The following is a 26,963-nucleotide window of genomic DNA, read 5'->3' on the forward strand; positions in this document are numbered from 1 at the left end:
GATGATGTGACGGTGCGCAGTGTACGACGCGCGCCGCCCACATGCGCTCGGCATAAACACTTATTTGTAAAACGTCGACATTTTGTCGATAATACGCTTCTAAGACGCGTTCTCTTTGCTGCGCGCCACCGTTTTACGCATCGAGACTTCCAAAGATGACTGAGCCCCGCATTTACCCGTTCGGCGATACGGCCCTGGTTTGCGAAATGCCGCCGCCGGCGACGCTTGCCTGTCAGCAACGGGTATGGGCAGTGGCCGAAGCGGCGCGGCACTGGCCGCATATCGTCGAAGTCGTGCCGGGCATGAACAATCTGACGATTGTCTTCGACCCAATGGCAGCGGACGTCACAGCGCTTGCCGCCGCGCTTGTCGACACTTGGGAACGCGAGCAAGGTACGAACATGCAGGCACGCGAAATCGAGATTCCGGTGCGTTACGGCGGCGAATGCGGGCCCGACCTCGCCGATATCGCGCAGCACACGGGCCTCGCCGCCGAGGAAGTCGTCAAACGGCACGCGCTTGGCGAATACGTCGTCTTTTTCATCGGCTTTCAGCCGGGCTTCGCGTATCTGGGCGGGCTCGACGCGTCGCTTCACACGCCGCGCCGTGCCGTGCCGCGCATCGAGGTGCCGGCCGGTTCGGTCGGCATCGGCGGTGCGCAGACAGGGCTTTATCCCGCTGCCTCGCCCGGCGGGTGGCAATTGATCGGACGCACCGAGCTCACGCTCTTCGATCCGGGCAACAACCCGCCTTCGCTGCTGCAACCGGGCGACCGGGTCCGCTTTACGATTGCCGGAATCGAGCCATGATCGAAGTGCTTCGCGCAGGTATTCTCACGTCGGTGCAAGACCTCGGTCGCCCCGGTTTTCGCCATCTGGGCGTGGCGACGGCGGGCGCGCTCGACACGCTCGCGCTGGAAGTGGGCAACCGTCTCGTCGGCAATCTGCCGCAAGCAGCGGCCCTCGAAGTGACGATGGGACCCACGGTGCTGCGTTTCGCGCGTCCGACGCGGCTTGCCATCACCGGCGCCGAATTCGACGCCACGCTCGACGGCGAGCCGGTGCACTCGTGGTGGAGCCTGCCCGTACGCGCGGGCCAGGAGCTGGTGCTGCGCGGCGCAACGCGCGGCGTGCGCAGCTACATTTGCGTGCGTGGCGGCATCGACGTCTTACCAATGCTGGGTTCGCGCAGCACCGATCTTTGCGCGCGGTTCGGCGGTCTGGGCGGTCGTCCGCTGCGCGAGGGCGATCGGCTCGCGGTTGGCGCCCCGGCGCTGCGCGCCGGCATCGCACTCGACGCGCCGCCATTCGGCGTGAAGGCGCCCGAATGGTGCCGCTTTGCCGCCGTGGCGCAAGCGCCCGTACGGCGCGGCACACACGCGGCCGGCGCCGAGCGCGCCGTGACAATCCGCTTGCTGCGCGGCCCGGAATACGAAAGCTTCACGAGCGCGGCGCATCGCGCGTTCTGGTCGGAGGAATGGCGCGTGACGCCGCAGAGCAACCGCATGGGCTATCGCCTCGCGGGCGGTACGCTGGCGCGCGAGGCACGCAACGAGCTGTTGTCGCATGCGGTGCTGCCCGGTACCGTGCAGGTGCCGCCCAACGGGCAGCCGATCGTGCTGATGGGCGACGGGCAGACGACGGGCGGTTATGCACGCATCGGCTCCGTCATTCGCGCCGATTTATGGAAGCTCGCGCAAGTCCGCCTGAACGGCAGCATTCGTTTCGTTCCGAGTTCGCGCGAAGAAGCGCTGTTCGCACTCGGCGAGGAGCGTGCTTATCTGCGACAGATCGATGTCGCGATGGCCATGCATGAAGAGCGGTTGCAACGATCGAAGCGCGCCGCCTAAAGCAGCGTTGAACGAGGAAGTCATGATGATTGATCTGAATGCCGATCTTGGGGAAGGCAGCGGTTCCGACGAGGCGCTGCTCGATCTCGTCAGTTCGGCGAATATTGCTTGCGGCTGGCACGCAGGCGGCTCGAACGTGATGCGCGACTGCGTTCGTCTTGCGATCTCCAAGGGAGTCGCGATCGGCGCGCACCCGAGTTTTCAGGACCCGGACAATTTCGGCCGCAAGGAAATGGACCTGCCGGCCGACGACATTTATGCCGGCATCCTCTACCAGCTCGGTGCGCTTTCGGCAATCGCACAGGCCGAGGGCGGGCGCGTCGCGCATGTCAAGCCGCACGGCGCGCTCTATAACCAGGCCGCGCGCGATACTTCCATCGCCGACGCAGTGGTGGCAGCCGTGCACGACTTCGATCCGTCGCTTGCCGTGTTCGGTCTTGCCAACAGCGGTTTCATCGAGACGGCGCGCCGCGCGGGGCTCGCCGCGATCGAAGAAGGCTTTGCCGACCGCGGCTATCGCGCTAACGGCTCGCTGGTGCCGCGCAACGAGCCCGGCGCGCTGATTCAATCGGAAGACGAGATGCTCGAGCACGTGCTTTCGATGGTGCGCGATCACCGCGTTCGCGCAGTCGACGGCCACTGGGTGCCGATCAACGTGCGCACGCTTTGCCTGCACGGCGACAGCGCGCATGCGGTGGCGTTCGCGCATCGGCTGCGCTCGACGCTGACAGCGAACGGCATTGCAGTGAGGCCGGCTTCGGTGCTGGGGGCCTGACAACCAACGCTGAGTCCAACCCCGCATCAACTCGGCTCGACGATGAAACCACGCTGTCGCAGCAAAGCCAACACACCTTTCGGTCCGCCCAGGTGCAGCGACCCAACCGCCACGAACACAGGCCGGTTCGGCGCCGCGAGCTGCTGCAAGCGCACCGTGAAACGCCGGTTTCGCTCGAACACAATCTTGTTGTCGAGCGCGCGGCCCACCGCCGCTGAAGTAGCCAGCCGTTCCGATTTCGCCGTCGACCACGCAGCGATCGCATCGGCATCGCCCGCACGCCACAGCCGGTGCAGCTCCTTCACGTCAGCTGCCGTTTGCTCAGGGGTCTGCTCGAGATCCTGCGCCAACATTTCGCGCTGCTCGGCGAGTGTCAGATTCGTGAAGGCGCGCATCTGCTCGGCAAGCGTCTCGAGCCCGACCACCTTGCCGGGCGTGCGCAGATAGACGTTCTGCAGTTGCGCCTCGGTCCCGTACTCGGTTTGCAGCCCCGCGCTCAGCGAACTGTAGGTTTCGACGAGCAGCGCCGCAAGCCACGGCCGCGTCTTTCGAATCTCCGAGAGCGCCGCGGAATTGCCGCGCAAGCGCGCTTCGAGCTTGCGCCAGAGCGGAGGCGGCAACAGTCGCGGCAAACAAGCGTAGGTGCACACGCCGTACTTCGAAACATCGTCCTGCGATTGGATCAGATCGTCGGGCGAAAGCTCCAGTGCAAGCGTGGGCGACGCCGCCAGCGCTGCGAGGATCGGCCTTCTGAACGGTTGATTGGGCGGGTAATCGGACGGGTCACCGATATGCAGCGTACCGAGCAAATAAATCGTCGTCGTGCCCTTGGTCGCCACATAAAACGGCATATGCGCGGGCTCGGCCCGCACCGCGCCACTCACGCTCGTGCCCGATGAGGCGGCCGGTGGGCCGTGAAAACCGGGAATCGCCGAATAAGGCGCGCTCGGCGCGGCAACCCGAGGGCCGCCTGCGTACGCGATGCGCAACAGACCGGTCGGGGCAAGACCGAGCGTCAGCGCGAGTATCAGTACGATGCGTACGATTCGCGGAGTCCGTGTAATCGGCGCGACCGGCAAAATCGGCACGACCCACCAGAACAAGCGCGCGAGGCAGCGCGCCGGAGCTCGCCCGCCGACGGCCGAGCCGCCAGGCGGAAGACGACGCACCGGCCGCGCCGCCTGCGCTTCACGCATCCGCGTCCCCCACCTCCTCGGCGCGATGGCACGACACGAGACGCCCGTCCACTTCACGCAGCAGCGGCTCCTCGAGCCGGCAGCGTTCGATCGCATACGGACAGCGCTGATGAAACGTACAGCCCGTCGGCGGGTTGAGCGGCGACGGCAGTTCTCCTTGCAGCTTGATCTGAATGCGGCGGTCGGACTCGTTGATGGCCGGCGTGGCCGACATCAGCGAGCGCGTATACGGATGGCGCGGGTTGGCGAAGATCGTCTTCTTGTCGCCAAGCTCCGCCACGCCGCCGAAGTACATCACCATCACGTCGTCGGCAATATGCTGAACCACCGCCAGATTGTGCGAGATGAACACATAGCTCGTCTTGAACTGCTCCTGCAGATCCATGAACAGATTGAGAATCTGCGCTTGAATCGATACGTCGAGCGCGGACACTGGCTCGTCGGCCACGACGATACGCGGCTCGAGAATCATCGCCCGTGCGATCGCAATGCGCTGGCGCTGCCCGCCCGAGAACATGTGCGGATAGCGTTTCGCATGTTCGGGCCGCAACCCCACGGTACGCATCATCCGAGCGATGCGCTCGGCCCGCCCCGCGGCATCGAGCGACGTGTTGATCGCAAGCGGCTCGCCAAGCGTTTGCTCGACCGTCTTGCGCGGATTGAGCGACGCGAACGGATTTTGGAACACCATCTGCACGCGGCGGCGCAGCTCGGCAATTTTCGCGCGCCCCGCACCGGCCACATCCTCGCCTTCGATCACGAGCCGTCCCGCCGTGGGCGGCTCGATCATCGTGAGCTGACGCGCGAGCGTCGATTTGCCGCAGCCCGACTCGCCGACCACCGCGAGCGTCTTGCCGCGCGCAAGCGAAAACGACACACCGTTGAGCGCCTTGACCGTGCCGCGGCCAAAAAGGCCGCGGCGCACCGAATAGTGCTTCGTCAGCCCGTGCGCCACCAGCACTTCGTCGTCGCGCCACGGTTCGCGCGGCGCGTTGGGTACTGCATTCATCGTGCGCCTCCGTGCGTGTGCGTATGCGGGGTTGTGCCCGGCACGCCGAGTGAATCGAGGTTGAGCGGCTTGATACAGCGCGCACGCGTGCCTTCGTTGCGTTCATCGAGCTGCGCCAACGCGGGCCGACCCTTTCTGCAATCGTCGACGACGTACTTGCAGCGCGGCGCGAACAGACACCCGATCGGACGGTCGTCGCGCCCGGGCACCATGCCCGGCAGCGCCGCAAGACGCTTGGCCCCGAAATTATGCTCGGGAATGGCTGCGAGCAGTGCCTCGGTGTAAGGATGATGCGGGCTCGCGAAGATATCGGGCACGTCATTGGTCTCGATGATTTCGCCGGCATACATCACCGCGACGCGCTGCGCGACTTGCGAAACGACCGCCAGATCGTGCGAAATCAGCACGAGCGCCATGCCCCGTTCCCTTTGCAGTGCGACGAGCAGGTCCATGATCTGGGCCTGGATCGTCACGTCGAGCGCAGTGGTCGGCTCGTCTGCAATCAACAGCTTGGGGTTGCAAGCAACGGCCATCGCGATCATCACGCGCTGGTTCATCCCGCCCGAGAGCTGGTGGGGGAACGCGCTCACCCGGTTTTTGGCATCCGGAATGCCGACTTGGTCGAGCAGCTCCAGCACGCGCGCATCGAGCGCCGCGCCGCGCAGCTTCTCATGCAGCCGCAGCACTTCCTGGATCTGATAGCCGACGGTGTAGCTCGGGTTGAGGCTTGTCAGCGCGTCCTGAAACACCATGGCGATGTCCTTGCCGACGATGCTGCGGCGTGCTTTCGCCGAGGCCTTGATCAGGTCGTGCCCGTTGAACGATATCTCGTCAGCCGTCACGATGCCGGGCGCGTCGATGAGCCCCATGATGGCCATCATCGTCACGCTCTTGCCCGAGCCCGACTCGCCGACCACGCCGACGACCTCGCCCGGTGCAATGCCGAAATTCACGCGGTCCACGACAGGCGCGCCGCCAAAGCTGACCGCCAGATTGCGGATGGTCAAAAGATCGCTCATGGTCAGGCCATCCGTTTCAGTTTGGGATCGAGCGCGTCGCGCAAGCCGTCGCCGAGCAGGTTGATTGTCAGCACGGAGACGAGGATTGCAAGACCCGGCATCGTGACGATCCACCAGGCATTGTCGATGTAATCGCGCGCCGAGGCCAGCATGGCGCCCCATTCGGCGGTCGGCGGCTGCACGCCGAGCCCGAGGAAACCGAGCGCGGCCGCATCGAGAATGGCCGAGGAAAAACCGAGCGTCGCCTGCACGATCAGCGGCGCGGCGCAGTTGGGCAAGACCTGCGAGAACATCAGACGCAGTGTGCCGGCGCCCGCCACGCGCGAAGCGGTTACATACTCCTTGTGCAGCTCGCCAAGCGCTGCCGCACGCGTGAGCCGCACGTAGCCGGGCAGCGCCACGATGGCGATCGCAAGCATCGTATTGACGAGGCCCGGGCCGATGATCGCCACGACCGCCACGGCCAGCAGCAACGAAGGCAAGGCCAGCAGGACGTCCATCAGACGCATGATCGGCGTATCGGCCCATTTGTCGAAAAACGCGGCAACGAGCCCGAGCGCGATGCCCGGTATCAGCGCAAGGACGACCGACACGCAGCCGATCCAAAACGACATGCGCGCGCCGTAGACCAGGCGCGAAAGGATGTCGCGGCCCGCCTCGTCGGTGCCGAGCACGAAGCCCCAGTGCCCGCCCGCGAGCCAGGCGGGCGGAATCTTCACGAAGTCGCGATACTGTTCGACAGGGCTGTGCGGTGCGACCCACGGCGCCGCGAGCGCCACGATAACGAGCACCAGCACAATCGCGCCGGCCGCCACGGCACCGCGGTTACGCGCAAAGTTGGCCCAGAATTCGCGTGCCGCGATTGCGCGCCCGCCGGCCGGCGTGACGGCCTCCGGGATTGCATTTTGCAGGTCTGCCATATCTTGTTCCTTTAACGCGTATGCCGGATGCGCGGGTTCAACACGCCGTACAGCAGATCGACGACGAGATTCACCACGATCACAAGTGTCGCAATCATCAAGATGCCGCCTTGCACGACGGGATAATCGCGCCGGCTGATCGCATCGATCAGCCACTTGCCGATACCGGGCCACGAAAAGAGCGTTTCGGTCAGCACCGCGCCGGCCAGCAGCGTGCCGACTTGCAGCCCAATCACCGTCACCACCGGGATCAACGCATTGCGCAACGCATGCACGACGACGACGCGCGCCGGCGACAGCCCCTTCGCACGCGCGGTGCGGATGTAGTCTTCGCGCAGCACTTCCAGCATCGACGAGCGCGTCATGCGCGCAATGACCGCCAGCGGAATCGTGCCGAGCACGATCGATGGCAGGATCAGATGGCTCAGCGCCGAACGAAACGACCCCTCGTCGGAGGCCAGCAGCGCGTCGATCAGCAGAAAACCCGTCACGTGCGGAATGTCATATTCCACGGCGATACGGCCCGATACCGGGGTCCAGCCAAGCGTCACCGAAAACACCATGATCAGAATCAGGCCCCACCAGAAGATCGGCATCGAATAACCGGCCAGCGCCGTGCCCATCACACCGTGATCGACCACCGTGCCGCGCTTGAGCGCAGCGAACACGCCAGCCGGCAAACCAACGATCAGCGCGAACAGCATCGCGCACAACGACAGCTCAACGGTAGCCGGAAACCGCGCGAGAAATTCTCCCATCACACTGGTATTGGTGATGATCGACATACCGAGATTGCCGTGCAGCGCCCGCCAGACGTAATGGATGTACTGCAGCGGTAACGGCTCGTCGAGGCCCAGCCGATGCAGCGCGGCGGCGTGCATGGCCGGGTCGACGCCGCGTTCGCCCATCATCACTTCGATCGGGTCGCCCGGAATCAGGTGGATCAGCGCGAACGCGAGCACGGTAATGCCGAGGAAGGTCGGTATCACCATGCCGATGCGGCGCAAAACGAATCGGAACATGGTTCGTCCCTTTATCTGCGTGGGGGAAAATGCAACCGGCGACGAGAGGCACGCGTCCTCTGTCGCCGGATCGGTGGCGGCTTGGCTATCAGCGCCGCGAACAATGTAGCGGTGCGCTTCGCGCGTTACTTCATGCTGACGCCGTCAAAGCGCGAATAGCCGAGCGGGTCGATCTTCATGTCGATCACGTTCTTCGTGGTCGGCTGATAGACCGTCGAATGGGCGATGGGCGAGAACGGGATTTGATCCGCGAAGATCTTCTGGGCCTCTTCATAGTATTTCGTGCGCTGAGCCTGGTCCGTCGTCGTGCGGCCCTTTTGCACGAGATCGTCGAATGGCTTATAGCACCACTTCGAGAAGTTGTTGCCGTTGATGGCCGAACAACCGAGCAAGGTGCCGAGCCAGTTATCCGGGTCGCCGTTGTCGCCAGTCCAGCCGACCAAGTAGGCGTCCTGCTCGCCCGCGTGCCCACGCTTGATGTACTCGCCCCATTCGTACGTGACGATCGTCGCTTTCACGCCAATCTTCGCCCAATCGCTCTGGATCATCTCGGCCATCAGCCTGCCGTTGGGGTTATACGGCCGTTGCACAGGCATCGCCCACAAATGGATCTCGAAACCGTTCGGGAACCCAGCCTTCGCTAGCAGCGCCTTGGCCTTCTTTGGGTCATACGCCGGCATCTTCAGGTTCTTGTCGTAGGACCACTGCGTCGGCGGCATCGGATTCGTTGCAGGCTGACCCGCACCTTGATAGACCGACTCGACAATCGCGTGCTTGTTGATCGCCATATCGAGCGCGCGGCGCACCTCGACGTTATTGAGCGGCTTATGCTGCACGTTATAGGCGAGATAGCCGAGGTTGAAGCCCGCTTGCGCGAGCAAGTTGATGTTGCTGTCGCTCTTGAGCGTAGCCAGATCCTGTGGCTTCGGGTAGATCATGACCTGACATTCGTTGCGCTTGATCTTCTGCGTGCGCACGCTCGCATCGGTCGTGATCGAAAAGATCAGTTTCGACACCTTGACCGTATCGGGCTTCCAATAGTCGGGGTTGCCATCGAAGCGAATCGTCGAATCTTTCGTATAGCTGCGAAAAATGAAGGGACCGGTGCCGACCGGGTATTGGTTGATATCGGCAGCTTTGCCTGCTTTGAGGAGCTGATCGGCGTATTCGGCCGAAAGAATCGATGCATATTCCATCGCCAGATTCTGGATGAACGGCGCGCTGACCTCGTTCAGCGTGAAGCGGACCGTGTACGGGTCGACCTTCTCGACGCTCTTGATCAGCTTGTCGAGCCCCATATCCGAAAAGTACGGGAACGCGACGGGGTAAGCTTTGCGAAACGGCTGATTCGGGTCGAGCATGCGCTCGAACGTGAATACGACGTCATCAGCGTCGAATTCGCGCGTCGGCTTGAAGTACGATGTCGTCTGGAATTTGACACCGTGGCGCAGATGGAACGTGTAGGTCTTGCCGTCATGCGACACATCCCACTTTTCGGCGAGGCCTGGCTCTACTTTTGTACCGCCGCGCGCGAATTCAACGAGGCGGTTGTACTCGGGAAACGTGTTGGCGGTGAAGTCGACACCGGTCGTGTATTGCGCCGGATCGAAACCGGCCGGGCTGCCCTCGGAGCAGTAAACCAGCGTTTTATTGGGAATCGTCGCCGCGTGCGAGATCGTCGCGGCAGCAAGCGTCGCCGTCACGGCTGCGGCCACGCAGGTGGTGACCCGCACGGCGCGCAGCAGCTTGTTTTGTTTCATGTTCCCTCCAAGTCGTAGTCCGGCATGGCCGGCGTACGCGGATATTACTGACCTTTGATTACCCGAACAAGCGGTCGAAAATAGATAATGTCAGGTTTGCCTGCGAAGGTCCCGAACCTTCAGCGCGGGGACCATGGCGACGGCGGCCTCGTCGCAATCACGTCGTTGGCTTTGATGCAATTTCGATGCCGATTTCAATATCCGGGATTTTTTAAAATCGCTGCAGCTAATGCGGAAAAGCACGCGCAAATCGCTTGAACCGCTTATGGCGATGACGTAGTTCATCGACACATCTGCCAATCACGGCAATCCGGATTCATTTAGATAATCGGGGATTCCAATGACCAAGGGGTTGGGGTTGCGCAAAATCCCGGGCGGGCTGCGCATTGGTGCCGTGCTGTTTAGTTTTCCGATACCCATTTGGTGGCCATCGGGCTAGCTCCGCTCGCGCCCGCTTCGCCGGCCACGCGATGCGGGCGGGCTTAGCCGCAACGCTTTGCCACGGATTAAGCGATCACAAAGACGCTGGCCAGCGGCCCGATCGTGGCGACCGACCAGCATTGCGGGGCGAACGGTAAGCCGTTGTGCTGACGACGAGCGTATCCCCTGCCTATCGCAGCCCCACGCCCCAAAACTGCGTCGGGCCGAACGGGTCGATCTTGAAACCTGTCACCTCCTGGCGCAGCGGCTGATAGACGAGCGAATGCGCAATTGGCGTGAACGGTCGCTCATCGGCGAAAATCTTCTGCGCCTGCTCGTAGTACTTCACACGCAGCGCGTGATCGGTCGTCTCGCGCGCTTTGACGATCAGTTCGTCGAACGGCTTATAGCACCACTTCGCGAAATTGCCGCCGTTGACCGCCGCGCAGCCGAGCAATACGCCGAGCCAATTGTCCGGGTCCCCGTTGTCGCCCGTCCAGCCGATCAACAACGCATCGTGCTCGCCGCTGCGCGCACGTTTAACGTACTCGCCCCACTCGTAAGTCACGATCTTCGCTTTCACGCCGATCTTCGCCCAATCGGCCTGAATCATCTCGGCCATCAAGCGCGCATTCGGGTTGTAAGCCCGTTGCACCGGCATCGCCCACAGCGTCAGTTCGAAACCGCTCGGGAAACCGGCTTTTTCGAGCAGCCGTTTCGCTTTCGTGGGTTCGTAGCGCGCATCTTTCAGATGCTCGTCGTATGACCATTGCGTCGGCGGCATCGGGTGGCTCGCCGCCTGGCCCGCCCCCTGATAAACCTCGGCGACGATCGCCTGCTTGTCGATGGCCATATCGAGCGCACGCCGAACGCCGGCATTGTCGAGCGGCTTATGCGTCGTGTTGTAAGCGAGGTAGCCCAGGTTGTAGCCGACCTTCGACGGCACCTGCAAATCCGGGTCGGCCTTCAGCGACGCCACGTCAGCCGGGCGCGGGTAGCTCATCACTTGACATTCGTTGCTGCGCAGCTTCGCCTCGCGCGCGCCGGCGTCCGGCGTAATCGCAAAAATCAGCTTGCGCAGATGCACCGTACCGGGCTTCCAATAGTCCGGATTGCCGTCGAAGCGAATCGACGCATCCTTCGTGTAGCCGCGAAAAATGAACGGCCCCGTGCCGAGTGGATAGTTGTTCAGATCCGACGCCTTGCCGGCCTTCATCAGAGCGTCGGCGTATTCGGCCGAGAGCACCGACGTGAACGGCATCGCCAGCTCCGACAGGAACGGTGCATTCACCGCCCTGAGTGTAAAGCGGACCGTGTAGTCGTCGAGTTTTTCTATCTTCTCGATGTTCTTGTCGAGCCGCAGATCAACGAAATACGGAAACGAGACGGGATAGGCCCGGCGCAGCGGGTTATCCGGGTCCCGCATGCGCTCGAACGTCAACACGACGTCGTCGGCATTGAGTTCGCGCGTCGGCTTGAAAAACGAGGTCGTCTGGAATTTGACCCCGCGGCGCAGATGAAACGTATAAACCTTGCCGTCTGGGGAGACGTCCCACGATTGCGCCAGCCCCGGCTCGACTTTCGTGCCGCCATGCTCGAATTCGACGAGCCGGTTATAGACGGTGTAGGCCGCCGCAGAATTCTCCACGCTCGTCGTGTATTGCGCCGGATCGAACCCGGCCGGGCTCGCATCGGAACAGTAGACGAGCGTTTTGGTGAGCGTGGGAGTGGCGCTGGCGGCGGGGGCGTCGGCCGCGTGCGCGCGCTCGCCTGCACCGATCAGGGCAACGCCAACGAACACGGCAAACAACGAGACCAAACGAACGGGCCACACGCAACGACGAACCAGCATGATCGCTCCTGGATCAAAACCCCGATGAAGGTCTCGCGCGCCGATCAGCCGCGAACTCGGGCCGCTTGCGCCCGGAGCATCGTCTGCCGCCGCTTGCTTGGAATCGTTTGATCGTTTGACCGTGTATGTCTCAGTGCACCGGTGCAGCCGATGATGCTTCAGCCGCGGCGGGTATGCGCGAGCCGCTCGCAAATCGCCTTGCTGGCCGTCGCCGCGTTGAGCGTGTAAAAGTGCAGCCCCGGTGCCCCCTCGCTGACGAGACGCTCGCAAAGCCGCGTCACGACATCGAGACCGAACGCACGGATCGCCTCGCGGTCGTCGCCGAAGCTTTCGAGCCGGCGTGCGATCCAGCGCGGCACTTCGGCTCCGCACATATCGGAAAAGCGCATCAGTTGCGAATAATTCGTGATCGGCATGATACCGGGCACGATCGGGACGTCGACGCCAAGCTTGCGGACATCATCGACGAAACGAAAATACGCGTCGGCGTTATAGAAGTACTGTGTGATGGCCGAATTAGCGCCCGCCTTCACCTTGCGCGCGAAGTTAGCAAGGTCTTGCTGCGGCGAACGCGACTGCGGGTGATATTCGGGATAGCCGGCCACTTCGATGCGGAACCAGTCGCCGTATTCCGAACGAATGAACGCCACGAGCTCGGAGGCATAGCGCAGCTCGCCCACTGCGCCCATGCCCGAGGGCAAGTCGCCGCGCAACGCGACGATATGGCGAATGCCATGGCTGCGATAGCGTTCGAGAATCGCGCGCAGGCTCTCTTTCGACGAACCGATGCACGATAGATGCGGTGCGGCTTCGAGCCCATCCTCGGCCATTTCGAGTACGGTATCGAGCGTGCCTTGCTGCGTCGAGCCGCCGGCGCCGAAGGTGACGGAGACGAACTTCGGCGCGAGCGGCGCGAGCTGCATGCGCGCGGCCCGCAGCTTCTCGACGCCCTCGGGCGTCTTCGGCGGGAAGAATTCGAACGAGATTTCGATGGGTGTCATGATGCGACGAAAAAACGGCAATCAGCCAAGGCTGCGATTGCCGAAAATCAGGGCCGACAGCAGCCAGGACACGATGCTGTAAAGAATCGAGCCGAAAAAGGCCGACCAGAACCCCGAAACCTCGAAGCCCTTGAGCAGCGACGCAGCAAGCCAGAAGCAAAGCGCGTTGACGACGAGAATGAACAGCCCGAGCGTGACGATCGTGACAGGCAGCGTCAGCAAAATCAGCACCGGCCGCAACAACGCGTTGATGAGCCCGAGCACGAGCGCGACGACGAGCGCCGTGCCGAAACTGCGGACGTGGATCGATGGCACGAGGTAGGTGATGATCAACAATGCCAGCGCGTTGATCAACCAGGTCAGCAATATTGTCATGTCTTACGCTCCTGTCGGGTTCGTTTATCGGCCGCTACGAGACGCGCTCGGACGCGGCCGAAAGACCGATGCGATCAATAACGGTAATGATTCGGCTTGAACGGGCCGCTCTTGTCCACGCCGATATAGCTCGCCTGCTCGTCCGACAGTACCGTCAGTTGCACGCCGATGCGCGCCAGATGCAAACGTGCCACCTTTTCGTCGAGGTGCTTCGGCAGTACGTACACCTTGTTGCCGTATTCCTTGCCGCGCGTGAAGAGCTCGATTTGCGCGAGCGTCTGATTGGCGAACGAATTCGACATCACGAACGACGGATGCCCCGTGGCGCACCCGAGGTTCACGAGCCGGCCTTCGGCGAGCAAGATGATGCGCTTGCCATCGGGAAACACGATGTGATCGACCTGCGGCTTGATGTTTTCCCACGTGTACTGGCGCGTGGAGGCGATATCGATCTCGGAGTCGAAATGGCCGATATTGCAGACGATGGCATTGTTGCGCATCGCCTTCATATGATCGTGCGAGATCACGTGATAGTTGCCGGTGGCCGTCACGAAGATGTCGGCCTTGTCGGCAGCGTATTCCATCGTCACGACGCGGTAGCCTTCCATCGCGGCCTGCAACGCGCAGATCGGATCGATCTCGGTCACCCACACTGTCGCGCCGAGCCCTCGCAGCGATTGCGCGCAACCCTTGCCGACGTCGCCGTAACCGGCCACGAGCGCGACCTTGCCGGCAATCATCACATCGGTTGCACGCTTGATGCCGTCGACGAGCGACTCGCGGCAACCGTACAGATTATCGAACTTCGACTTCGTGACCGAATCGTTGACGTTGATGGCCGGGAACGGCAAGCGGCCATCCTTTTCCATCTGATAAAGACGATGCACGCCCGTCGTCGTTTCCTCGGTCACGCCGCGAATTTGGGCGAGGCGCGTCGAGTACCAGGTGGGGTCGATCGCCAGATGACGCTCGATCGATTTGAAGAGCGCCACTTCCTCTTCATTGGTCGGCTTCGCAATCACGCTGCGGTCTTTTTCGGCCTTGGAGCCGAGAATCAGCAACAGCGTCGCATCGCCACCGTCATCGAGAATCATGTTGGCGAATTCGCCGTTCGGCCATTCGAAAATGCGATGCGAGAATTCCCAATACTCGTCGAGCGATTCGCCCTTGAACGCGAAGACGGGCGTGCCGCCCTTCGCAATCGCGGCCGCCGCGTGATCCTGCGTCGAGAAGATGTTGCACGATGCCCAGCGGACGTCGGCGCCGAGCGCCTTCAACGTCTCGATCAGCACGGCCGTTTGAATCGTCATGTGCAGCGAGCCCGCAATGCGCGCGCCCTTGAGCGGCTGGGCCGCGTTGTATTCGTCGCGGATCTGCATCAGGCCCGGCATCTCCGTTTCGGCGATGTTCAGTTCCTTGCGGCCCCAGTCAGCAAGCGAGAGATCGGCGACGACAAAATCAGAGGATGGCTTCGAATCGAAAACTGCGGCGTTCATCACGCCCTCCTTTCTAAATGAGTTCTAGAAATTAGACGTGAGCGCCGTTCGATGGGACCGCGCCGTGCTTGAGTGCTGCTGCACGAGGGTCCGATTGAAGTCTCCGAGCCTGGCGGGACAACCCGTCGCAACGCTCCTCGGAAGACGGGGCATTGTAGCAAAAAATGATTGCCGCGCGCAGCGCCCGCCGGCAAGCGCGCTTTAGCCGAAAGCGCCGCCGAGCAGTGCGCCGATGGCGGGCGCCAGAAGCACCATGACGATGCCCGCGATCATCATCGTCAGGCTTGCTATCACGCCTTCCTCACTGCCGAGCTCGCGTGCTTTCGCCGTGCCGACCGCGTGTGCAGCGGCGCCGAAAAGCGCGCCGCGGGCCAGCCGCGAACGCAACGGCAACCAGGCGAGCACGAGTTCGCCGAGCAGCATCCCGCAGATGCCGGTGCCGATCACGAAGAGGGCAGTCAGTTGCTTCGGCGCGTGGATGGCGTCGGAGACGGCGAGCGCGAACGGCGTCGAGACCGAGCGCGTGAGCAAGCTGCGGGCGACGTCGGGCGACAGATGCAGCAGCTTGGCCAGCGCAAACGAGCCGCTCATCGCGACGACGATGCCGACGATGACGCCCGCGGCGAGCGACAACCAATGCCGCTTCATCAGCGCGCGATACTCGTAGATCGGCACGGCGAACGCGACCGTCGCGGGGCCGAGCAGCCACATGAGCCAGCGCGTATCGGCGAGATAAACAGGGTAGGGAATACGCGCGACGAGCACGACGGCCGCGAGCAGCGCCGGCACGACAACCAGCGGTGTCAGCCACGGACGATTGAAGCGCGCATAAAGGCGCTTGCCGGCGGCATACAGCGCGATCGTCAGCACGAAGCACGCCGCCGCAACCCATTGCGGCCCGAATGCGGCCAGCGGCGACGACAATAACGAGGCGGACATGCGCTTTCTCCTTTTAGCCGGTGAAACCGGTGAAGCAAGCCATTAATGGGCAGAGGCGCGCGCCAGCCGCGTGCGGCGCACCGCCAACCGGCGCTCAAGCCGCGCCGCCTGCTCGACCGTCAGCGCGACTGCCACCATGACCGTCAGCGTCCCCGTCACCATGACGAGAGCTAGCCGCCAGCCATCGGCCTTGAAAAGCCCGCCGTACTGAACCACGGCCACGGCGGCCGGAATAAAGAAGAGCAGCATGTGCGCGAGCAGCCACTCGGCGCCAGCTTTAACCCAGCGCGGCGCAATGCCGCCTGTGAACAGCAGCACGAGCAATACCGCCAGCCCCACAACGCTGCCCGGCACCGGTAACCCTAAATGCCGCGAGGCGAAGTCGGCCACGAACCACAGCGCGGCGAGCAACGCGCTTTGCGCGCAGATCTGCACGAGACAGCCCATACGTTTGAGGATCATGGCAAAACTCCCTATTGACTTCATGATCAAATTGTAATTACTGCTTACTTATAAATAAAATGACTTAAACTCATTGCTTCCATTCCAATTTGGAACTTCACCGGGAGCGGCTGATGGAACTGCGCGCGTTGCGATATTTCGTGGAGGTTGTGCGGCAACAGAGCTTCACGCTCGCGGCCGAGCGCATGTTCGTCACCCAGCCCACCATCAGCAAGATGGTCAAAGCGCTCGAGGACGAAATCGGCGCGCCGTTGTTGCTGCGCGATGGGCGGCAGATGGGGTTGACCGACGAAGGCCGGATCGTGTTTCAGCGGGGCCAAGCGGTGCTCGCCGCCCACGCGCAGTTGCAAGCCGAACTCGACGATATGAGTACGCTCGGCCGCGGCGAGCTCACGATCGGCATTCCGCCGATGGGCGGTTCGCTCTTCACGCCGGCCATCGCCGAGTTCAAGCGGCGCTATCCGAAGATCGAGCTCAAGCTCTTCGAGCAGGGATCGCGCGGCATCGAAGCCGCGCTCGCGGCGGGCGAACTGGAATTGGGTGGCCTGCTTTTACCCGTCGACAACGAACGCTTCGATGTGTTGCCGATGTCGCGCCAGTTGCTCTGGCTCGTCGCGCGATGCGGCTCGCGCTGGGATAACGCCGCCGAAGTGAGGCTCGCCGATCTGGCCGGCGAGCCGTTCGTTTTTTATGGCGAGAGCCTGGCGCTCAACGACGTCGTCACGCGCGCCTGTCGCGAATCGGGCTTCTCGCCCACCATCGTCGCCCGCAGCAGCCATTGGGATTTCATGGCGGCGCTCGTCCATGCGGGGCTCGGCATCGCGCTGTTGCCCGCGCCTTACTGCCGCCGGCTCGACACGGCACATTTCACGTGTCGCCCGCTCAACGATCCGGAAATTCCATGGGAAATGGCGATTGGCTGGCGCCGCAACGGATACCTCACGCACGCCGCCCGCGCGTGGCTCGACGTCGCGCGCGAGACGCTGCCGGGGCAGGCCGGCGACGATTTCGGCTATACGCACACGTAGTAGGCAGCGCCGCGCGGGCTTGTCCGAAGAGCGGTTCCTCTACACAGCTCGGTCAGTGTCCACCTATCATGCAGAGGGATCGCGCTCACGCGGCAAGCCCAGAGCGAGGCACGCGCCAAACGTGCGACGCCGTCGATATCGGAGACATCGATGATGAAACCACAGGCCCCACCGGCCACGCACGAGGTCACGAATCAGGCACCACCGCTTGACAGCTACAACTTGTATGCCTCCGATGCGGTGCTGACGGCCGCGCTCGAACGCGAAGGCGCCGGTTGGCACCGCGAAGCGCTGCTGCGCGACGGTGCATTGCTCGGCGAGCCCGATGTACTCACGCTTGCGGGCCAGGCGAACCGGCATCCTCCCGAACTGTTCACGTACAGCCCGCGCGGCGAACGCATCGATACGCTGGAATTCCATCCGAGTTGGCATCGGTTGCTCGAACTGTTACGTGCGCAAGGTTTGCATGCGCTGCCGTTTTCGGATCCGCGCCCCGGCGCGATGGTCGCGCGCTGCGCCGGCTACTTTCTGCACGCGCAACTCGAATCGGGCTCGCTCTGCCCGCTTACGATGACGTTCGCAAGCATTCCGGTATTGCGTCGCGAACCGGCGCTGTTCGCGACGCTTGCCGACAAGCTCTACTCGCGCGAACACGATCCGCGCGACGTGCCGCTGGCCGGCAAGCGCTCGATGCTGGTCGGCATGGGGATGACGGAAAAGCAAGGCGGCTCCGACGTGCGGTCGAACCAAACGCGAGCTTTCGCGCTCGATGCACCGGGGCGCGGCAATGCCTACCGGCTCGTCGGCCATAAGTGGTTTTTCTCGGTGCCGCAAAGCGACGCGCATCTGGTGCTGGCCCATGCCGACGATGACGAAGCAATCTCATGCTTTTACGTTCCGCGCTTTTCGCCGGACGGCACGCGCAATGCGATTCGGGTGCAGCGGCTCAAAGACAAGCTCGGCAACCGCTCGAACGCGAGCAGCGAAGTCGAATTCCTCGACGCGTACGGCGTGCTGATCGGCGAGCCGGGACGCGGCGTGCCGACAATCATAGAGATGGCCAATTACACGCGGCTCGATTGTGTGATCGGCAGTGCGGCGCTGATGCGTGCGGCGCTCGTGCAGGCGATTCATCATGCGCGTCATCGCATGGCGTTCGGCAGGCTGCTGGCCGAGCAGCCGCTGATGCGCAATGTGCTTGCGGACCTCGCGCTCGAATCGGAGGCGGCCACCGTGCTCTTCATGCGGCTTGCGCGCGCCTTCGATGCGCACGAGTGCGCGTCCGGCGAAACCAACGAAACCGGTGAACCCGGCGACGCAGCAGCGGCGCCCCCGATCGAGCGTGCTTGGCGACGTATCGTCACGCCTGCCGCGAAGTTCTGGGTCTGCAAGCGCGCGCTCGAATTCACGGGCGAAGCGATGGAAGTGCTGGGCGGCAATGGCTATGTCGAAGAAAGCCCGATGGCGCGGTTCTATCGCGAAGCGCCCGTCAACTCGATTTGGGAGGGTTCGGGCAACGTGATGTGCCTCGATGTCCTGCGCGCGATCGAGCGCGATGCGCACGGCGCGCGAGCGCTCTTGGCGCAATGGCGCGAGATGAGCAACGGCAACAACGCACTCGCCGCCGCGCTCGATGAACTCGAGGCGCTGCTCGCCGCTTCGCCCGAGACGCGCGCAGCGCTTGCACGCCGCATCGCGCAGCAACTGGTGCTATGCGCGCAAGCAACGCTGATGCTGGACGCCGCGCCGGCAGACAACGCTGAGGCGTTCATCGCGACGCGGCTCGGCGATGCACAAACGAGTGTGGGGGCAGCGCGTTGCGGCCGCGTTTACGGCACGTTGCCCACCTCGTTCAATCATGCCGCCGTGATCGCGCGTGCGTTCGTGACGTGAATGCGCGAATGCCGGAGCATGACGAGATGAAAAACGACTTGCCGGGCGTTGCTTCGCTCGACGATTTGCTCCGCGCGCAACGTGACGCCGCCTTACGCGCGCCGTATCCGAGCTGGGCCGAACGCGCCGCGCATCTCAGGCGCCTGCGCGCGATGCTGTTCGATCACCGCGAGGAGCTTGCCGTCGCGCTCGATGCCGATTTCGGCCAGCGCTCCAAAGCGGAACTGCTGCTTTCAGAATTATGGCTCGTGAAAAACGAGATCGACGCAGCACTCAGGCACGGCAAGCGCTGGATGAAGCCGCAACGCCGAACGACCGGCATCTGGCTCGCACCGGCCCGCGCCAAAATCATGCCGCAGCCGCTTGGTGTCATCGGGATCGTCGCGCCCTGGAACTATCCGATTTTGCTGTCGCTCGGCCCGCTCGTTTGCGCGCTTGGCGCCGGCAACCGCGCCATCATCAAGATGCCCGAGCTCACGCCGCGCACGTCAGCGCTGTTCGAACGGATGATCGCCGCCAGCTTCGCGCGCGAGCATGTCGCGGTGGTCAATGGCGATGCGCGCATCGGGGCAGCCTTTTGCGCGCTCCCCTTTGATCATCTGCTGTTTACGGGTTCGAGCGCGGTGGGCCGCGAGGTCATGCGCGCGGCGGCTGAGAACCTGACACCGGTGACGCTCGAGCTTGGCGGCAAATCGCCTGCGATCATCGGGCCGAACGCGCGCTTCGATACCGCAGTCGACAGCATCATCGCCGGCAAGCTGTTGAACGCAGGGCAAACGTGCATCGCGCCCGATTACGTGCTCGTGCCGCGCGGCAGCGAAGCGGCGTTCATCGCGCGCGCTCGTGTTCGTGTCGCGAAGCTTTATCCTGCGCTCGTGCGCAATCGCGACTATACGTCGATCGTTTCGCAGCGGCATTATGCGCGGCTCGTGCGGCTGGCCAACGAAGCCGCCACCGCGGGCGCTTGCTTACATGCGCTTGCCGATGCGCCGAGCGATGCCGCGCGCCGCATCTTCGCGCCGTGCATCGCCACGGGTGCGCCGGCCGACTGCGCGCTGATGCGCGAGGAAATTTTCGGCCCGCTGCTGCCGCTGGTACCGTACGACACACTCGACGATGCCATCCGTTATGTGAACGCGCGCGCGCGCCCACTCGCGCTCTATTTCTTCGACGACAGCCGCACCAACATCGAACGCATGTTGCGCGAGACCGTGTCGGGCGGCGTCGCTATCAACGAGACATTGCTGCAGATTGCCTGCGAGGGGTTGCCGTTTGGCGGCGTCGGCGCGAGCGGCATGGGCGCTTATCACGGGTATGAAGGCTTCATGACCTTTTCGCAAATGAAGCCCGTGCTGATGCAGTCCCGGTTGAGCGCGCGAGGACTCTTGCTACCGCCTTATCGGCGACGCTTCAGCGCAATCATCGATCTGATACTCAGGTTTTGACAGACCCGCAGCCGCCGACTCACCATTGAGTCAGACGGCCCAAAGCGGCCCCTCTTGCATCGCGCCGATCTGCTCGCGCAATTCGAGCACGCGCGCTTCCCAGTAACGCTGCGTGTTGAACCACGGAAACGCAGCGGGAAACGCGGGATCATCCCAGCGACGCGCGAGCCACGCTGCGTAATGAATCAGCCTCAGCGTGCGCAGCGCTTCGATCAGATGCAGCTCGCGCGGCTCGAATTCGCAGAAATCCTCGTAGCCCGCGAGCAGATCGCCAAGCGCGTTCGCCGCCTCCACACGCTCGCCCGGCAACAGCAGCCAGAGATCTTGAATGGCTGGGCCCATCCGGCTGTCGTCGAAATCGACGAAATGCGGGCCGCTATCGGTCCACAACACGTTACTCGCATGACAGTCGCCATGCAGACGCAGCCGCTTCACTTCACCGGCCGCGTCGAACGCGCGTTCGACGCCTTCGAGCGCGAGCGCCGCGGCCGCCGCATATGCCTCGCGCAGATCGGCTGGCACGAACGCGTGCCCGAGCAGAAAATCGCGCGGCTCGTAGCCAAAGCTCTCGATTTCAAACGCAGGCCGCGCGACATAGGGAATGCGCTGCCCGACCGCATGAATTCTGCCGATGAATCGACCCATCCATTCGAGCGTGTCACGCCGATCGAGATCAGGCGCACGGCCGCCGCGCCGCTCAAACACAGCGAAACGAAACCCGTCGAATGTATGGAGCGTCTTCGAATCGATGGTGCGTGCAGGCACCGCCGGAATTTCGTGTGCGACGAGTTCGGCAACAAACGTGTGTTCTTCGAGAATCGCCTCATCGGACCAACGCTCGGGCCGGTAGAACTTGGCGATCACGGGCGGGCCGTCTTCAACGCCCACCTGATAGACGCGGTTCTCGTAGCTGTTGAGCGGCAATAGCCGGCCATCGGTGCGCACGCCCGTGGGCGCGAGCACGCTGTCGAGCGCATCGAGCACACACTCGGGCGTGAGCCTGGTGAACGGGTGCGTGGACGCATGCGCGGACGACGAGCCCGCGGCTTCGGCGGAATCGGAGGAATCGAAAGGAAAGTCGCTCATGCCGGCATTGTGCCGCAATGGCGGGCGGGCGACACGAACAAGCTGCCCGCCACGGCCCGCCGTTTGCGGCATCAGCCGCTGCTACCGTACCGCAACCGCGCCGAAGCTCAGTGAACGAGCGCGCCGGCTGGGCGGGCGACGAGTTCGCCCGTATCGATCAAGTCTTCGAGAAAGAAGGGCTCCGTGTTGAGCTGCAGCGATGAGCCGGGCTCACCGGCATACCAGGCGACCATCGCCATATCGCCGAGTATGCGCATGACGATGCCGCGTGCACCCGCGGGCACTGCAATATGCACGGACCTGACGATTGAACCGACTTGCATGATGTCTCCCCGTGTCAGAAATGGGTGGGATGGTGGGTTGCCCGCATTCGTTGGAACCGTGGCACATGAAGCCATTGTTGCCGGAAGCGGCCGGCGAGGAAAGCGGAATGTGACGGGCGATCTGCCGTCATTTCCAGCGATCACCCTTACGAAACGCTGTCGATTTTTGCAGGCACCGGCCCGATCGGCGCTGTAGGATGGCTGGTACGAGCAACCGCAACAGCCGCGGCGCGCGATGCGTCCGGCGATTCGCGAAGGAGAGAAACGCATGAGCAAGCTACTGCGCCGCGCCATGGCGCTCGTCTGCAGCGTCGGCACGCTGGGCACACTCGCCGGTTGCGTGCATGGCTCCGACTACGTCAAGCCAACCTCGACGACGGCCAAAGCCTCCGATAGCACCTCCGACGCCGTCCAACCGCCGTCCCAGCCTCCCGGCAACATAGGCGGCACCGAACCGAGTGCGCCGCCTGGGGAGCGCGGCCCATCGGCTAACGTCATCCCGCCAGGCACCCGAGGATGACGAATAGACGCTGAATATCGGCGGCTCGCGTACGCATGACAAGCAGCGCGCCTTTTCTCGAACGCGGCTCCCCGTCTTACTGGCGCGCGAGTTTGGCGCTGCTTTTTGCCGGCTATGCGACGTTTTCGTTGCTCTACTGCGTGCAGCCGCTGCTGCCCGCATTTTCGGCCTCGTTTGGCGTCAGTCCCGCGCAAAGCAGCCTGGCCGTATCGGTTACGACGGCCTCATTGGCGCTGGCCATTCTCGCTGCCGGTTTTGTCTCTGAAGGCATGAGCCGGCACCGGCTGATGACAGCTTCGCTCGTTGCTTCGTCGCTGCTGACGCTCGCCACCGCGGCCGCGCCGCAGTGGTCGCTGCTGCTCGTGCTGCGCGCGCTCGAAGGCGTGGCGCTCGGTGGCGTGCCAGCCGTCGCCATGGCGTATCTCGCAGAAGAGGTGCACCCCGACGGGCTGGGCCTCGCGATGGGGCTGTATGTCGGCGGCACGGCAATCGGCGGCATGACGGGGCGCGTGCTCTCCGGTGTGCTCGCGCAGTGCTTTACATGGCGCATCGCTATCGCCGCAATTGGCCTGCTCGGGCTGCTTTCCGTGCTCGCGTTTCGCGCGTTGCTGCCTGCGTCGCGCCATTTCGTGCCGCGGCACGGGCTTGGTTTCGCGCACCATCGCGCCGCGCTCGCTCTGCATTTCGCAAACCCGCCGCTGCGTATCGTCTTCGCGATGGGTTTCGTGCTGATGGGCAGCTTCGTCATGCTTTACAACTATGTCGGCTATCGCCTGCTGGCACCGCCTTATGGGCTCGATCAAGCGCAAGTCAGCGCGATTTTCGTCGTTTATCTGGCGGGCGTCGTAGCCTCGCCGCTGGCGGGCCGCCTGGCCGACGCGCTCGGCCGCGCCCGTGTGCTTGGAGCGAGCCTCGCGCTGATGCTGGCCGGAGTCGCGCTGACGCTTTTCTCGCCCGTTCCGGCGATCGTCGCTGGCATTACGTGCGTGACGGTCGGCTTTTTCGCCGGGCATGCGCTCGCTAGCGGATGGGTTGGACGGCTCGCGCCCAGCGCCAAAGGTCAAGCGGCCGCGCTCTATTTGCTGTCTTACTATCTGGGCTCCAGCCTCGTCGGGTGGTACGGCGGCCATTGTTTCAGCACCTACGGCTGGCGCGGCGTGGCAGCGCTCGCGGCCGCCTTGCTGTTGGCCGCCTGCGCCGGTGCGCTCTGGCTGCACAGGCGCGAACGCGTAGGGGCGGCGTGACCCAGCGCGCTACCGCCAGATCGCCAGATGCTGCCGCCATCCGCACCTGCGTCTCCTATACTCGATCAATGCGCCGCGTTTTCTCGCACGTGCGGCGATTAAAAGAAGGAGGGGACGCGCATGTCGACGTACTTCACAATCAGCGACTTCATTCTCATCATCCCGATGGCGCTCGCCGGTGCGCTGTTCCTCGGCGCGCTGCCCACTTCATCCGCTTCCCTGCACAACGTCTTGCGCGTAATCGGTGCGCTGATCGGCGTGTTGTTCGCCGTCGTGCTTGTTGAAGGGCTGCCCGCGCTGATTTAGCGGCATAGCGACGTAGTGACGCCCCCATCCGCGCGGGCCACAGGGCTCATCAGATGGGCTGGTCGGTGGACGGCTTCTCCCACAGGTTGATGCCGCCTTCCGTTGCGTCGCGGTCGATTTCGGCGAGTTCCTCGGCCGAAAAACTCAGATTGCCCAGCGCCGCGACGTTCTCGCGGACCTGCTCGGGGCGGCTCGCGCCAATCAGCGCGGACGTCACGCGCGGGTCTCGCAGCACCCACGCCAATGCCATCTGCGCGAGGCTTTGGCCGCGCCGCTTCGCAATCGCGTCGAGCTTGCGCACATGCTCGATGTTTTGTTCACTCAGATGGCTTTGCTGCAACGAGCCGCCGCCCGGTTTGTTGACACGCGCATCGGCCGGCACGCCGTTCAAATATTTCGACGTCAGCAAGCCTTGCGCAAGTGGCGTGAATGCGATGCAACCGGTTCCAAGCTCGCCCAACGTATCAAGCAGCCCGCGTTCGATCCAGCGATTAAGCATGTTGTAAGACGGCTGATGGATAAGCAGCGGCACTTTGTATTCGCGCAGCAGTTGCGCCATCTCGCGCGTTTTGGCGGCCGAATACGACGAGATGCCGACGTACAGCGCCTTGCCTTGCTGCACGGCACTCGCGAGCGCGCCGGCGGTTTCCTCGAGCGGCGTGTCGGCGTCGAAGCGGTGCGAGTAAAAGATATCGACATAATCGAGCCCCATGCGCGCCAAGCTCTGATCCAGGCTGGCCAGCACGTACTTGCGCGAGCCGCCGCCTCGCCCGTAGGGGCCGGGCCACATGTCCCAACCGGCCTTCGTCGAAATCAGCAATTCGTCGCGATAAGGGCGGAAATCGTCTTTGAAAAGGCGCCCGAAATTGGTTTCGGCCGTTCCATAGGGCGGCCCATAATTGTTGGCGAGATCGAAGTGCGTGACGCCGAGATCGAACGCCGTGCGCAAGATCTCGCGCTGCGTCGAGAGCGGCGTGGTGTCGCCGAAGTTGTGCCACAGGCCGAGCGACAATGCGGGTAATTTGAGCCCGGAATGACCGCAGGTGCGGAACTTCATGTCGGTATAGCGATTCGAAGCGGCTTCATAGCGCATTGGCGTCCTCACGAGCTAATTGGGCTAAAACTAGAACTGATACGGGTGTTGATACGGATATCGAAAAACTGAGCGGTGGACATATGCAGCGCAAGTTTCATACACTGCGCGGTTGTTGGCTCAGCACAATCCGGGTTCGCCCATCTACGGAAATCATCCATGATCAAAGCAGTTTCAATTGCGTTAATTGCGGGCGGCGTCGTGCTGCTTTATTTTGGCGGCCAATCGTTTCATTCGCTGGCCAACGACATGTCGCGCATGTTCACGGGCGCCCCTACCGATAAGACCATCTGGCTGTTGGCGGGCGGCGCCATCGCCACGCTGGCCGGAGTGATCGGGCTCATTTCGTCGACGGGCTCGGGCCGCAGGAGCTGAACTGAGCTGCACGGCTCACAGCACGACCTCGGGCTTCGAGGCCGACCGTGTGCCCGGCAGCGGCACATTGCTCGCGCCGTGGTAGGTGAAAACGAGCGAAAACTTGATGTCATTCGTCACGTTGCGGCCGGCCGAATGCAACGTATTGCAGTGAAAGAACACGACGTCGCCCGGATTGAGCTCCGGCGAGACGGCCCTTTCGATAAGCGCCTGGTTCTCGGGCAGGTCGGCACGAAAGAATTTCGCAGCGTCGAAACGTTCCGACGTGAACATCATGTCGTGCGAGCCGGGCACGAACCAAAGGGCGCCGTTGTCGACAAACTCGGGGCCGAGCGCGAGCCAACTCGACACCAGATCATCGCGCTCGAAAGACCAATACCGCGCATCGCGATGCCATCCGGTCAAACTGCCGTGCGCGGGATGTTTCGTCATGATGCAGTTGTGATGCGCGCGCGACAGATGCGGCGTCTCGCCGAAGTAAAGCTCCATCCAACCGCGTACCTCGGGCGAGGCCGCCCATTCACGCATCAGAGCGTGCCGCGCATAGGCATCGAGCAACCGACGCGCGGTATGCCCACCCGGCGCGCCCCGCGATTCCGGTGCGCCCGGATAGCGCAAGTCGGCCTCGTACTCGAGCGGTGCCGCGGCCTCGGCCAACTGTTGCACCGCAATAGCCTTGAGCGCCGCGCATCGCTCGGCCGAGACGAGCCCGGGCACGACAACGAAGCCGCGTTCGCGCAGCGCTTGCACCTGTTCTTTTTTTGAATGCTCTGACATGAAACGGTCCGTTCGCCGAAAAGCGGTGGGTCGAAACGTTTTATTGTAAAGCGCACGCCAATCGCGTGCCCACGCACCAGCGCAGCGCATTTTTGCGCTCGGGTGGATACCGACTTACACGCGTCACGATTCGCGTGTAGGCTCTCTCGCATGTCGATTGCAATGCCTCCCAGCTCGCGAGACGGCGGCTGCGGCCTTTCCTTCACCCGGCTCGATTTTCGCAGGCCTCTTTCAGCGCGATGGCACGTTTGCTGCATTGAACGCAGCGCCCGTGTCGCCTGCGGCACTGTTGCCTGCCTGCCTCCTCGTATATCCCCGCCATGTACAGACGATTTGCTATTCGCCTCAAACACGCTGCACTCAAAGCGGCGCGTCCCGCGCGGCGCGGCGTTATCCGCGCGCTGCGGCACCATGCGGCGCGTGCACGCCGTATCGCACGCCCCCTCGCACCCGCCGGACGGGCGCAAGCGGCCGGTGGAATGCTGCGCGGGTGGCTCCAGACGCTGCTTGCGACACTGCAAGCACGCAACGCCAGCCGGCGCTTTTCGCTGCGTGCGTTGTTCGTGAAACCGGCGGTACGCCGCGTACATGCTGCGCGAGCACGGTTTGCGCCACGAGCGCTCGAGCGGCGTCCGCGCAGGCTCGCGGCCAGCGCGGGTTGGTTTGCTTTTGCCGCTCGCTGAGTGATGGTGATGGCGAGCCGGGGCTGACGGCCCGGCTTGCCGCTTGCGCTTTCCTTGCGGCAGCGCCTGTCGCAGCAGCGGGTATCGGACCAAAG

28 protein-coding genes and 1 riboswitch are annotated in these 26,963 nt (G+C 63.3%); of the genes, 11 read left to right on the plus strand and 17 right to left on the minus strand.

Features of this window, described 5'->3' with window-relative positions; all coding sequences use genetic code 11:
- Nucleotides 1-155: 155 nt before the first annotated feature.
- Genes pxpB through pxpA form a run of 3 tightly spaced genes read left to right on the plus strand, consistent with a single transcriptional unit; the run spans nucleotide 156 to nucleotide 2,624 of the window.
- Nucleotides 156-809: a 5-oxoprolinase subunit PxpB gene (gene pxpB / locus ACSQ20_RS18250; RefSeq protein WP_436022417.1), complete on the plus strand. Its 654-nt coding sequence runs from the start codon at nucleotides 156-158 to the stop codon at nucleotides 807-809.
- Nucleotides 806-1,849: a biotin-dependent carboxyltransferase family protein gene (locus tag ACSQ20_RS18255; RefSeq protein WP_436022419.1), complete on the plus strand. Its 1,044-nt coding sequence runs from the start codon at nucleotides 806-808 to the stop codon at nucleotides 1,847-1,849. Before pxpB ends, ACSQ20_RS18255 begins: the two co-directional genes overlap by 4 nt.
- 22 nt (nucleotides 1,850-1,871) lie before the next feature.
- Nucleotides 1,872-2,624 (plus strand): 5-oxoprolinase subunit PxpA, encoded by a 753-nt coding sequence (gene pxpA / locus ACSQ20_RS18260; RefSeq protein ID WP_436022421.1) that lies wholly within the window; start codon nucleotides 1,872-1,874, stop codon nucleotides 2,622-2,624.
- A gap of 26 nt (nucleotides 2,625-2,650) precedes the next feature.
- On the opposite strand, the gene ACSQ20_RS18265 is transcribed toward pxpA, so the two are convergent.
- The 13 genes from ACSQ20_RS18265 to ACSQ20_RS18325 form a co-directional block, all read right to left on the minus strand.
- Complete coding sequence (locus ACSQ20_RS18265) at nucleotides 2,651-3,820, minus strand: TraB/GumN family protein (protein ID WP_436022423.1); 1,170 nt, start codon at nucleotides 3,818-3,820, stop codon at nucleotides 2,651-2,653.
- Nucleotides 3,813-4,829 (minus strand): peptide ABC transporter ATP-binding protein, encoded by a 1,017-nt coding sequence (locus tag ACSQ20_RS18270; RefSeq protein ID WP_436022425.1) that lies wholly within the window; start codon nucleotides 4,827-4,829, stop codon nucleotides 3,813-3,815. The genes ACSQ20_RS18265 and ACSQ20_RS18270 overlap by 8 nt, the downstream gene beginning before the upstream one ends.
- Nucleotides 4,826-5,848, minus strand: coding sequence for an ABC transporter ATP-binding protein (locus ACSQ20_RS18275; RefSeq protein ID WP_436022427.1), 1,023 nt, complete (start codon nucleotides 5,846-5,848; stop codon nucleotides 4,826-4,828). Before ACSQ20_RS18275 ends, ACSQ20_RS18270 begins: the two co-directional genes overlap by 4 nt.
- A 2-nt stretch (nucleotides 5,849-5,850) precedes the next feature.
- Nucleotides 5,851-6,768 (minus strand): ABC transporter permease subunit, encoded by a 918-nt coding sequence (locus tag ACSQ20_RS18280; protein ID WP_436022429.1) that lies wholly within the window; start codon nucleotides 6,766-6,768, stop codon nucleotides 5,851-5,853.
- An 11-nt stretch (nucleotides 6,769-6,779) separates the two neighbouring features.
- The gene (locus ACSQ20_RS18285; protein WP_436022431.1) at nucleotides 6,780-7,790 is read right to left on the minus strand and encodes an ABC transporter permease subunit; all 1,011 of its coding nucleotides are present in this window, start codon (nucleotides 7,788-7,790) and stop codon (nucleotides 6,780-6,782) included.
- A 125-nt stretch (nucleotides 7,791-7,915) separates the two neighbouring features.
- A complete protein-coding gene (locus ACSQ20_RS18290; RefSeq protein WP_436022433.1) occupies nucleotides 7,916-9,550 on the minus strand; it encodes an ABC transporter substrate-binding protein in 1,635 nt (544 codons plus the stop codon).
- Nucleotides 9,551-9,640: 90 nt separating this feature from the next.
- Nucleotides 9,641-9,835 (minus strand): hypothetical protein, encoded by a 195-nt coding sequence (locus ACSQ20_RS18295; protein ID WP_436022435.1) that lies wholly within the window; start codon nucleotides 9,833-9,835, stop codon nucleotides 9,641-9,643.
- Nucleotides 9,836-10,160: 325 nt separating this feature from the next.
- Entirely contained in the window at nucleotides 10,161-11,822 is a 1,662-nt protein-coding gene (locus ACSQ20_RS18300; RefSeq protein ID WP_436022437.1) for an ABC transporter substrate-binding protein, read from the minus strand.
- A gap of 158 nt (nucleotides 11,823-11,980) precedes the next feature.
- Complete coding sequence (metF, locus tag ACSQ20_RS18305; RefSeq protein WP_436022439.1) at nucleotides 11,981-12,823, minus strand: methylenetetrahydrofolate reductase [NAD(P)H]; 843 nt, start codon at nucleotides 12,821-12,823, stop codon at nucleotides 11,981-11,983.
- A gap of 21 nt (nucleotides 12,824-12,844) precedes the next feature.
- Entirely contained in the window at nucleotides 12,845-13,198 is a 354-nt protein-coding gene (locus ACSQ20_RS18310; protein ID WP_436022441.1) for a phage holin family protein, read from the minus strand.
- 74 nt (nucleotides 13,199-13,272) lie between these two features.
- Nucleotides 13,273-14,694, minus strand: coding sequence for an adenosylhomocysteinase (ahcY, locus tag ACSQ20_RS18315; protein ID WP_436022443.1), 1,422 nt, complete (start codon nucleotides 14,692-14,694; stop codon nucleotides 13,273-13,275).
- Between the two features lie 32 nt (nucleotides 14,695-14,726).
- Nucleotides 14,727-14,839, minus strand: a riboswitch (S-adenosyl-L-homocysteine riboswitch).
- 56 nt (nucleotides 14,840-14,895) lie between these two features.
- Entirely contained in the window at nucleotides 14,896-15,633 is a 738-nt protein-coding gene (locus ACSQ20_RS18320) for an LrgB family protein (RefSeq protein WP_436022445.1), read from the minus strand.
- Between the two features lie 42 nt (nucleotides 15,634-15,675).
- Complete coding sequence (locus ACSQ20_RS18325) at nucleotides 15,676-16,095, minus strand: CidA/LrgA family protein (protein WP_436022447.1); 420 nt, start codon at nucleotides 16,093-16,095, stop codon at nucleotides 15,676-15,678.
- Between the two features lie 113 nt (nucleotides 16,096-16,208).
- Between ACSQ20_RS18325 and ACSQ20_RS18330 the strand changes: the two genes are divergently transcribed.
- The 3 genes from ACSQ20_RS18330 (at nucleotide 16,209) to ACSQ20_RS18340 (ending at nucleotide 20,461) form a co-directional block, all read left to right on the plus strand.
- The gene (locus tag ACSQ20_RS18330; RefSeq protein WP_436022449.1) at nucleotides 16,209-17,123 is read left to right on the plus strand and encodes a LysR family transcriptional regulator; all 915 of its coding nucleotides are present in this window, start codon (nucleotides 16,209-16,211) and stop codon (nucleotides 17,121-17,123) included.
- A 153-nt stretch (nucleotides 17,124-17,276) separates the two neighbouring features.
- Nucleotides 17,277-19,016, plus strand: a complete 1,740-nt coding sequence (locus ACSQ20_RS18335) for an isovaleryl-CoA dehydrogenase (protein ID WP_436023216.1) — start codon at nucleotides 17,277-17,279, stop codon at nucleotides 19,014-19,016.
- Between the two features lie 26 nt (nucleotides 19,017-19,042).
- Nucleotides 19,043-20,461: a coniferyl aldehyde dehydrogenase gene (locus tag ACSQ20_RS18340; protein ID WP_436022451.1), complete on the plus strand. Its 1,419-nt coding sequence runs from the start codon at nucleotides 19,043-19,045 to the stop codon at nucleotides 20,459-20,461.
- 30 nt (nucleotides 20,462-20,491) lie between these two features.
- Here the strand turns inward: ACSQ20_RS18340 and ACSQ20_RS18345 are convergent, their stop codons facing one another.
- Nucleotides 20,492-21,547, minus strand: a complete 1,056-nt coding sequence (locus tag ACSQ20_RS18345) for a serine/threonine protein kinase (RefSeq protein WP_436022453.1) — start codon at nucleotides 21,545-21,547, stop codon at nucleotides 20,492-20,494.
- Nucleotides 21,548-21,654: 107 nt separating this feature from the next.
- Entirely contained in the window at nucleotides 21,655-21,870 is a 216-nt protein-coding gene (locus ACSQ20_RS18350; protein ID WP_436022455.1) for a hypothetical protein, read from the minus strand.
- 268 nt (nucleotides 21,871-22,138) lie between these two features.
- Here ACSQ20_RS18350 and ACSQ20_RS18355 point away from each other — a divergent pair, with 268 nt between their 5' ends.
- The 3 genes from ACSQ20_RS18355 to ACSQ20_RS18365 all read left to right on the plus strand — a co-directional run bounded on the left by ACSQ20_RS18355 (nucleotide 22,139) and on the right by ACSQ20_RS18365 (nucleotide 23,940).
- Nucleotides 22,139-22,390, plus strand: coding sequence for a hypothetical protein (locus tag ACSQ20_RS18355; protein WP_436022457.1), 252 nt, complete (start codon nucleotides 22,139-22,141; stop codon nucleotides 22,388-22,390).
- 35 nt (nucleotides 22,391-22,425) lie between these two features.
- Complete coding sequence (locus ACSQ20_RS18360) at nucleotides 22,426-23,634, plus strand: MFS transporter (protein WP_436022459.1); 1,209 nt, start codon at nucleotides 22,426-22,428, stop codon at nucleotides 23,632-23,634.
- Between the two features lie 120 nt (nucleotides 23,635-23,754).
- Nucleotides 23,755-23,940: a hypothetical protein gene (locus ACSQ20_RS18365; RefSeq protein ID WP_436022461.1), complete on the plus strand. Its 186-nt coding sequence runs from the start codon at nucleotides 23,755-23,757 to the stop codon at nucleotides 23,938-23,940.
- 49 nt (nucleotides 23,941-23,989) lie between these two features.
- On the opposite strand, the gene mgrA is transcribed toward ACSQ20_RS18365, so the two are convergent.
- Nucleotides 23,990-25,033 (minus strand): L-glyceraldehyde 3-phosphate reductase, encoded by a 1,044-nt coding sequence (mgrA, locus tag ACSQ20_RS18370; protein WP_436022463.1) that lies wholly within the window; start codon nucleotides 25,031-25,033, stop codon nucleotides 23,990-23,992.
- Between the two features lie 159 nt (nucleotides 25,034-25,192).
- On the opposite strand from mgrA, the gene ACSQ20_RS18375 reads away from it, so the two are divergent.
- Nucleotides 25,193-25,408: a DUF3185 family protein gene (locus tag ACSQ20_RS18375; RefSeq protein ID WP_436022465.1), complete on the plus strand. Its 216-nt coding sequence runs from the start codon at nucleotides 25,193-25,195 to the stop codon at nucleotides 25,406-25,408.
- Between the two features lie 15 nt (nucleotides 25,409-25,423).
- Here the strand turns inward: ACSQ20_RS18375 and ACSQ20_RS18380 are convergent, their stop codons facing one another.
- Nucleotides 25,424-26,185: a phytanoyl-CoA dioxygenase family protein gene (locus tag ACSQ20_RS18380; protein WP_436022466.1), complete on the minus strand. Its 762-nt coding sequence runs from the start codon at nucleotides 26,183-26,185 to the stop codon at nucleotides 25,424-25,426.
- 320 nt (nucleotides 26,186-26,505) lie between these two features.
- On the opposite strand from ACSQ20_RS18380, the gene ACSQ20_RS18385 reads away from it, so the two are divergent.
- Nucleotides 26,506-26,868 carry a hypothetical protein gene (locus ACSQ20_RS18385; protein ID WP_436022468.1) on the plus strand — a complete coding sequence of 121 codons (363 nt, stop codon included), beginning with the start codon at nucleotides 26,506-26,508 and terminating at the stop codon, nucleotides 26,866-26,868.
- Nucleotides 26,869-26,963: the final 95 nt, after the last annotated feature.

The sequence above is a fragment of the Trinickia sp. LjRoot230 genome (genome assembly GCF_964253315.1).
Classification (GTDB): Bacteria; Pseudomonadota; Gammaproteobacteria; order Burkholderiales; family Burkholderiaceae; genus Trinickia.

Coding starts and splice junctions, on each gene's coding strand:
- ACSQ20_RS18335 (WP_436023216.1), top strand. CDS start 17,277: ATGAAACCACAGGCCCCACCGGCCACGCACGAGGTCACGAATCAGGCA.
- ACSQ20_RS18285 (WP_436022431.1), bottom strand. CDS start 7,790: ATGTTCCGATTCGTTTTGCGCCGCATCGGCATGGTGATACCGACCTTC.
- pxpB (WP_436022417.1), top strand. CDS start 156: ATGACTGAGCCCCGCATTTACCCGTTCGGCGATACGGCCCTGGTTTGC.
- metF (WP_436022439.1), bottom strand. CDS start 12,823: ATGACACCCATCGAAATCTCGTTCGAATTCTTCCCGCCGAAGACGCCC.
- ACSQ20_RS18360 (WP_436022459.1), top strand. CDS start 22,426: ATGACAAGCAGCGCGCCTTTTCTCGAACGCGGCTCCCCGTCTTACTGG.
- ACSQ20_RS18340 (WP_436022451.1), top strand. CDS start 19,043: ATGAAAAACGACTTGCCGGGCGTTGCTTCGCTCGACGATTTGCTCCGC.
- ACSQ20_RS18345 (WP_436022453.1), bottom strand. CDS start 21,547: ATGAGCGACTTTCCTTTCGATTCCTCCGATTCCGCCGAAGCCGCGGGC.
- ACSQ20_RS18320 (WP_436022445.1), bottom strand. CDS start 15,633: ATGTCCGCCTCGTTATTGTCGTCGCCGCTGGCCGCATTCGGGCCGCAA.
- ACSQ20_RS18310 (WP_436022441.1), bottom strand. CDS start 13,198: ATGACAATATTGCTGACCTGGTTGATCAACGCGCTGGCATTGTTGATC.
- ACSQ20_RS18300 (WP_436022437.1), bottom strand. CDS start 11,822: ATGCTGGTTCGTCGTTGCGTGTGGCCCGTTCGTTTGGTCTCGTTGTTT.
- ACSQ20_RS18265 (WP_436022423.1), bottom strand. CDS start 3,820: ATGCGTGAAGCGCAGGCGGCGCGGCCGGTGCGTCGTCTTCCGCCTGGC.
- mgrA (WP_436022463.1), bottom strand. CDS start 25,033: ATGCGCTATGAAGCCGCTTCGAATCGCTATACCGACATGAAGTTCCGC.
- ACSQ20_RS18325 (WP_436022447.1), bottom strand. CDS start 16,095: ATGATCCTCAAACGTATGGGCTGTCTCGTGCAGATCTGCGCGCAAAGC.
- ACSQ20_RS18295 (WP_436022435.1), bottom strand. CDS start 9,835: ATGAACTACGTCATCGCCATAAGCGGTTCAAGCGATTTGCGCGTGCTT.
- ACSQ20_RS18255 (WP_436022419.1), top strand. CDS start 806: ATGATCGAAGTGCTTCGCGCAGGTATTCTCACGTCGGTGCAAGACCTC.
- ahcY (WP_436022443.1), bottom strand. CDS start 14,694: ATGAACGCCGCAGTTTTCGATTCGAAGCCATCCTCTGATTTTGTCGTC.
- ACSQ20_RS18380 (WP_436022466.1), bottom strand. CDS start 26,185: ATGTCAGAGCATTCAAAAAAAGAACAGGTGCAAGCGCTGCGCGAACGC.
- ACSQ20_RS18280 (WP_436022429.1), bottom strand. CDS start 6,768: ATGGCAGACCTGCAAAATGCAATCCCGGAGGCCGTCACGCCGGCCGGC.
- pxpA (WP_436022421.1), top strand. CDS start 1,872: ATGATGATTGATCTGAATGCCGATCTTGGGGAAGGCAGCGGTTCCGAC.
- ACSQ20_RS18355 (WP_436022457.1), top strand. CDS start 22,139: ATGAGCAAGCTACTGCGCCGCGCCATGGCGCTCGTCTGCAGCGTCGGC.
- ACSQ20_RS18375 (WP_436022465.1), top strand. CDS start 25,193: ATGATCAAAGCAGTTTCAATTGCGTTAATTGCGGGCGGCGTCGTGCTG.
- ACSQ20_RS18275 (WP_436022427.1), bottom strand. CDS start 5,848: ATGAGCGATCTTTTGACCATCCGCAATCTGGCGGTCAGCTTTGGCGGC.
- ACSQ20_RS18330 (WP_436022449.1), top strand. CDS start 16,209: ATGGAACTGCGCGCGTTGCGATATTTCGTGGAGGTTGTGCGGCAACAG.
- ACSQ20_RS18385 (WP_436022468.1), top strand. CDS start 26,506: ATGTACAGACGATTTGCTATTCGCCTCAAACACGCTGCACTCAAAGCG.
- ACSQ20_RS18365 (WP_436022461.1), top strand. CDS start 23,755: ATGTCGACGTACTTCACAATCAGCGACTTCATTCTCATCATCCCGATG.
- ACSQ20_RS18270 (WP_436022425.1), bottom strand. CDS start 4,829: ATGAATGCAGTACCCAACGCGCCGCGCGAACCGTGGCGCGACGACGAA.
- ACSQ20_RS18350 (WP_436022455.1), bottom strand. CDS start 21,870: ATGCAAGTCGGTTCAATCGTCAGGTCCGTGCATATTGCAGTGCCCGCG.
- ACSQ20_RS18290 (WP_436022433.1), bottom strand. CDS start 9,550: ATGAAACAAAACAAGCTGCTGCGCGCCGTGCGGGTCACCACCTGCGTG.